We start from the raw sequence: 5,309 nt of genomic DNA, 5'->3' as shown, positions 1-5,309 counted from the left end.
GATTTCCTCGTCGCGTCCGGACACCGGATCGATTTCGCCCGCACGCGCGCGGGCAGTCAGGTCGACGGCGAAACGCGCAAGCGCGGAGCCGCCCTCGCCCGGCGCCCCGGCGGTGGCGGCAACGGACGCAGCCTCGGCCGCGTCTTCCGGCGAGCCCTGCACGATCGCCTGCAGCTGTTCCAGCAGCGTATCCGGCACGATGCGCGAGAACTGCGCCGACATGCCCAGCAGCACGTGGCGCAGCGCATAGGTCCGCGCCAGTCCCGCCAGCAAATGGGCGCTGCGGATGCGTGCCGCGCCATAGCGCAGCGAACCCAGCACCCAGGCCCTTTCGACCGCGTGATCAATGTGTTCGGACAGATCGGATACCGAACCCGCCCCGGCCGGCAGGCGGTCCAACTCCGCCGTCAGGTCGGCCTGCAATGCAGCCATGTCCAGTCCGAAGCGGCGCGCGATCCGGTGCAGGTCGCTGTCTTGCGCGTGCAGGATCTGATGCACCCAATGCACCAGTTCCACATAGGGATTGCCGCGCAGCTTGCAGAACGCGGTGGCGCCCTCCAGCGTCTGGTAGAGCAGTGGGTTGAGCTTTCCGAAGAGGTCGATGCGGCCGATATCCGACATGGCAGGGTGGCGCGTCAGGCGCGCGTGGTCGTTGAGGTGGAAGCCGGCGGGCGGCCACGTGGCGGGATGCGGCCGCGGCTTTCATAGTCCAGCAGGAGCTCGCCCGCCTCGCCCTGCTCGGGCCGGCGCTTGCCCAGCCACGAAGAGAGGCCCAGCGGCCGCTGCGCCCCCAGCGCCAGTCCGCGCGCATCCTGCGCGCGCAGCACCGGGCGCAAATCCCAGGCCAGCTCCATGCCGATGTAATGCCTGACCCAATGCGTCAACTGGCGGGCGTACTCGCCTCCCGGCAGAAAGCTCTGGTAGTCCGCCAACGCCAGCGGGCCGATCTCGATGCGGAACTTGTGTTGGGCGTCGCGCACCGCGACCCCCAGCACCGTGTCGCGCCCCAGGCCAGCCAAGCCGCCCAGTCCCAGCCGCTGTTCGGGTTCCAGGCGGATCCATTGCGGCACGAACTCGCGGATGCGCACCGGCAGGCCGAAGAACGATTGCAGGATGTGCTTGAGTCCTTCCGGATTGCGCGTCTGGCGCGTCAGATGCCCCGCCATGTAGTACTTGGCATGGTCCAGCACGGCGTCGCGGCGCCGCATCGACGGTTCGCCCATGTGCAACAGGCTGGCCACGTAGCGCGTGAAGCGCTCATCCTTGCGATCCAGGCTGACCGTACTCTGCGCGTCCGCCCAGGCGCGGTAGAACAGCAGGATGAGTCTATGGTGGAACACGTCCGCAAATGCGGACAGCGTGCGGTCGCCGTGATGCGCCATGCGCTCGTGGGCGTGTTCCGTCAGATGCAGCGGCAAGGGTCCGTTCGGGCCGAACAGGCCGAAGCTGAATATCGACAGTTCCGCTGGCTGGCCGCCCGTGGCCGCGCGCGCGCCCGCCACGGTGGCTGGCGCGAATGCCATCGACGGCTCCTGCCGCAGCCGCACGGGTTCGTGGCGCGCGACCGTGTCGCGACCCAGCGGCTTGCGTGCCCCGGAGAGCGCATCTATCCAGCGCAAGGCATGGAACAGGTCGTGGGCGTGCGGCTCACGCTCCAGCGCGCGCCACCAATGCGCCAGCGCGCCGTCAGGTGCGGCGGGCGGATGTTCGGGAGCGGCAACGGGCTGGGCGATATCCATCGTCCTACCCCATGTGGATCTGCTTGGCGTCCACCTTGACCAGGTCGCCGCCCGTCACCACCGTGTAGGCCGCGTGCAGCCGCGCGCTCTGCTCCGCCTGGAAATCGATGGTGCCGGCGCGCACCTGATCCATCTCGCTGACGCTGCGCAGCGACAGCCGCGCCATCAGCGTCATGCGGTCCAGCACCGCCTCATAATTCCGGCCCACCAGCCGCGTCTCGCCCACGGTGGCATGCAGCTGCTTCGCCACCATGCGCATGCGGCCGCAGGTATGGCGTTCTTCCTCGGCCTCGACCGCGTACTCGGGCGCGTGCACGCGCACGGCGCGTTCGCTCTCCAGCAGCACCCCGCCGCTGCGCGAACGCAGCACCAGTTCGCCTTCGGCCTGCAGCGTGGTGCGTCCCGGATCGGCCTGCACAGTGATGGCGATCAGGTAGACCCGGGCGGGGTCCGGGCCGCTGATCAGCACCTCGTCGCCCGGTTGCGGCTCCAGCAGGCAACTGGCGGCGCGCTGCGCGGTCCAGACACGACCGTCGCAAGCCACGGCGTAGCTGCCGTCGGATTCGCGGCGCAGCAACTCGCCCAGCAGATGGACGGGGTCGTAGGCCATGCGGCTCAGATGTGTCGCGGACTTCATCATGCGCTCCTTTTTGTGTGCACAAGCCCTAGACCACGGGCCGGCGTCCCATGCGGGGCTGGTAGCGGGCGATCTCGCCGCGCTGCAGGCTCGAGAGGACCAGCTCCGACATCAGGTTGATCGATACGTGGCGCGCGAAGAACTGCTCCAGCACGGCGCCAAACAGATAGGGGCTGATGCCCGAAAACGCCGTCTCGTCCACCTGCAGCGCGATGCGCATGCCGCGCCCATGGACGATGGGGCCGGGCACCGGCAGGCGATGATGCACTGGCGTGGCGCTGACATGCCGCAGGCCGGAGATGTGGCGGCGCACGGCGGGCTCGGCCAGGCTGCCGTAGACGTGCAGCATCTCGCGCAGGGTTTGCGCGCCCTGCTCGGCATCCAGGTCAGTCAGGCTCAGGTAGTTCAGGCCCAGGTGGCTGATCAGATGCCAGGTCGCGGCATTCTCCGCCAGCGCAGCGCGCGGCCGCGTGGGTCCGTGCAGCACCTTCACCGCACGCACCGGCGCCGACACGCGTAGGGTCATGTCGGTCTCGGTCCCCAGCGGCAGCAGCAGCGCCAGGTCGCGATTGGTGCACAGGGTTTCCAGGGTCAGGTGGCGCAGATCGCCGGAAAACGGCGCCTCCCGCCGGTCCACCAGCGACAGGAACACCTCGCTGCCGATGTAGCCGCTGCGGGTGCCGTTGCGCTGCGCGATGTCCGAGACCAGCCGCGGCTCGCGGCGCGCGGAAAAGTAGGCCCCATGCTCATCGGGATCGCTGCCCAGCGAACCATAGAACGGCCGGAACTCCTGCTCCTGGCGCTGTGCGGAAGCATGGCCCGCCACGCGCGTCACGCCGTAGACCTCGTAGTCCAGCGGACGGCTGCGGTCGATGACCACGTGATACTCGGAAGTCCTGGGCGTCACCGCCACGCGGTCCGCCCGCTTGGCGAACAGGTTGATTACCGGCACGCAATGCAGCGCCAGATTGGCGGCCGATATCGCGCCCTCCAGTTCCGGTGCGGCCATCGAGAACAGCAGGGTCAGGTCGAATGCGCGGGTCTCGCGCTGCGCGCCCTGGGGCATCGCGGGCGTGCGCAGCCCCCGCTTCAGTCCGTTGATGCTGAAGAACAGATAGCGCTGCGCGAACGCGAAGTATTCCTGCAGCAGACGGTATCCCTGGAACACGCGGGCGTCGCCCGGCAACAGCGCCTGCTCGTCGGCAAAGCCTTCGTGGCGCACGGCGCCCGGGGGTAGCTGGTTGATCCAGGCTAGCGGCCGCGCGGTGTCATGGCCCAGCACCGCCACGGTATGCCCCATCACCACTTCCAGCAGGCGCTGCATCTGCAGGTCCTGGCCGTTCAAGTGGAACACCAGTTGATCGAGGTCCAGGTCTTCCAGCCGTTGCCCGCCGCAAATCTCTATCCGGATGCGCAGCGCGCTCAGCACACGCGCGGCGCGCCCCGTCAGGCCCAGGCGCGCCAGCGGCAGATCCTGCGGCGCGGCCGTGAATTCCGCCTGCGTGACCTGCAGGGGCCACAGGCGCAGGGCGTGGCCGGTGGTGAAGTCGCAGGGCGTCTGCTCGCCGCGCGCCACGCGGCCGCGCAGCAGCGTGCCGCGGGGTAGCTCGAAGCCTCCCGCCAAGGTGCCCTCGTTCATGCTGGGCGCAAACTGCACGATGGCCATCGCCGGCGTGGGCGCCAGGTAGTTGGGGTACACCACCTCCAGCAGCCGTTGCGAGAAGCGCGGAAATTCCGCATCCATCTTCATGTGGATGCGGGCCGTCAGAAAGCTGAAGCCTTCCAGCAGGCGCTCGACATAGGGATCGGCCACCTCGGTGGCGTTCATGCCCAGGCGTCCGGCCACCTTGGGATGGGCTTGCGCGAATTCCGCGCCCAGCTCCCGCAGATAGACCAACTCCCGGTTGTAGTAATCCAGCAGGCGATCGTCCATCAGGCACCGCCCAGATCGCGCAGATCCATGTGGCCGCTCTCCAGGTCGATATCCGTGCGGAACAGGAACTCGAGCGGCTGCGGCACGCACCACAGCATGCCCCGTATCTCCAGGCTCAGCACGTTGTGGTGCTCCAGCGTGCCAGCGTCCGACACGCAGCGCACTTCCACCGAAGAGCGCAAGATGCGCGGCTCGAACGCGGCGATCGCTTCGCGGATCGATTCTTCCACATCGATCCAGTCGATCTCCGACATGCGCTTACCCGCCATGGCCCGCACGCCGAAGTTCAGCGCGGAGGCGGCCACCAGCCGATGCGCCGACAAGTCCTGGGATGCCTGCAGGTTCACGGTGTTGAGCAGCCAGCGCAGGTCCCGCAGCACCGCCGCGCGCAGCGCCTCATGCGTGAGCATGGCGTTTTCGCGCGGCTCCTCGCGCTTGGCGGGATCGTTGTCCATCAGGCGGTCCAGCAGCGACGGCTGCAGGCGGTCGCGCGCCGCGCGCTGGCCGCGCGACAGCGGTTCCCAATCGCCCGGACGGTCTGCGTGGCCCATCACGCCAACTCCAGGCTGCGCACCTCGAGCAGGGCAATATCCGCGGCGTCCGTCAGCCACATCTTCTGCCCCACGCCCGCATAGGTATCGCCATGCAACGTACGCCAATCGGTCGTTCTACCCAGCTTGGCCGAGTCCGGCAGTTCGACCATGCGCGCGCCCGGCACCGCCGGGTAACGCGCCGGCACCAGGCCCTGCTGCACCCGGCCGTCGTCCAGTTCGATCTCGGCCTGCGCCCAGATCAGATCGCACAGGCCTTCCGGCGCAAGCAGGCGCACGCGCTTGAGCCGGGCAAAGGGCAGCCAGACGTAACGCCCGCCCGCCAGGAACTCGAACACCGGACCGAGGCGGCTGTCGCCATCGCAGATCCACTGAAACGGTTGCGCCGCCTCTTGCGCCGCCAGCTCCAGCACGCCGGCATGCGCGCTGGCTGCCTCGAAGGCCTGGCC

General features: G+C 68.7%; 5 protein-coding genes and 1 pseudogene. All 6 read right to left on the bottom strand.

Annotation, left to right across the window (positions count from 1 at the left end):
• Positions 1-621 (bottom strand): annotated as a pseudogene (locus tag VIR09_RS07115) (type VI secretion system ATPase TssH); the annotation flags it as partial.
• Positions 622-635: 14 nt separating this feature from the next.
• Positions 636-1,739 carry a type VI secretion system baseplate subunit TssG gene (gene tssG / locus VIR09_RS07110; RefSeq protein WP_332012240.1) on the bottom strand — a complete coding sequence of 368 codons (1,104 nt, stop codon included), beginning with the start codon at positions 1,737-1,739 and terminating at the stop codon, positions 636-638.
• 4 nt (positions 1,740-1,743) lie between these two features.
• Positions 1,744-2,376, bottom strand: coding sequence for a DUF3540 domain-containing protein (locus VIR09_RS07105; protein ID WP_332012239.1), 633 nt, complete (start codon positions 2,374-2,376; stop codon positions 1,744-1,746).
• Between the two features lie 28 nt (positions 2,377-2,404).
• Positions 2,405-4,309, bottom strand: a complete 1,905-nt coding sequence (gene tssF, locus VIR09_RS07100; RefSeq protein ID WP_332012238.1) for a type VI secretion system baseplate subunit TssF — start codon at positions 4,307-4,309, stop codon at positions 2,405-2,407.
• Complete coding sequence (gene tssE / locus VIR09_RS07095) at positions 4,309-4,860, bottom strand: type VI secretion system baseplate subunit TssE (protein ID WP_332012237.1); 552 nt, start codon at positions 4,858-4,860, stop codon at positions 4,309-4,311. Before tssE ends, tssF begins: the two co-directional genes overlap by 1 nt.
• Positions 4,860-5,309, bottom strand: a 450-nt coding sequence (locus VIR09_RS07090) for a type VI secretion system accessory protein TagJ (protein ID WP_332012236.1), incomplete at its 5' end; no start/stop codon positions are given. The genes tssE and VIR09_RS07090, both read right to left, overlap by 1 nt.

Origin of the sequence: Achromobacter sp., from assembly GCF_036567245.1 — a bacterium.
GTDB lineage: Bacteria > Pseudomonadota > Gammaproteobacteria > Burkholderiales > Burkholderiaceae_B > Achromobacter.
This window is presented reverse-complemented; position numbering and strand designations above follow the sequence as displayed.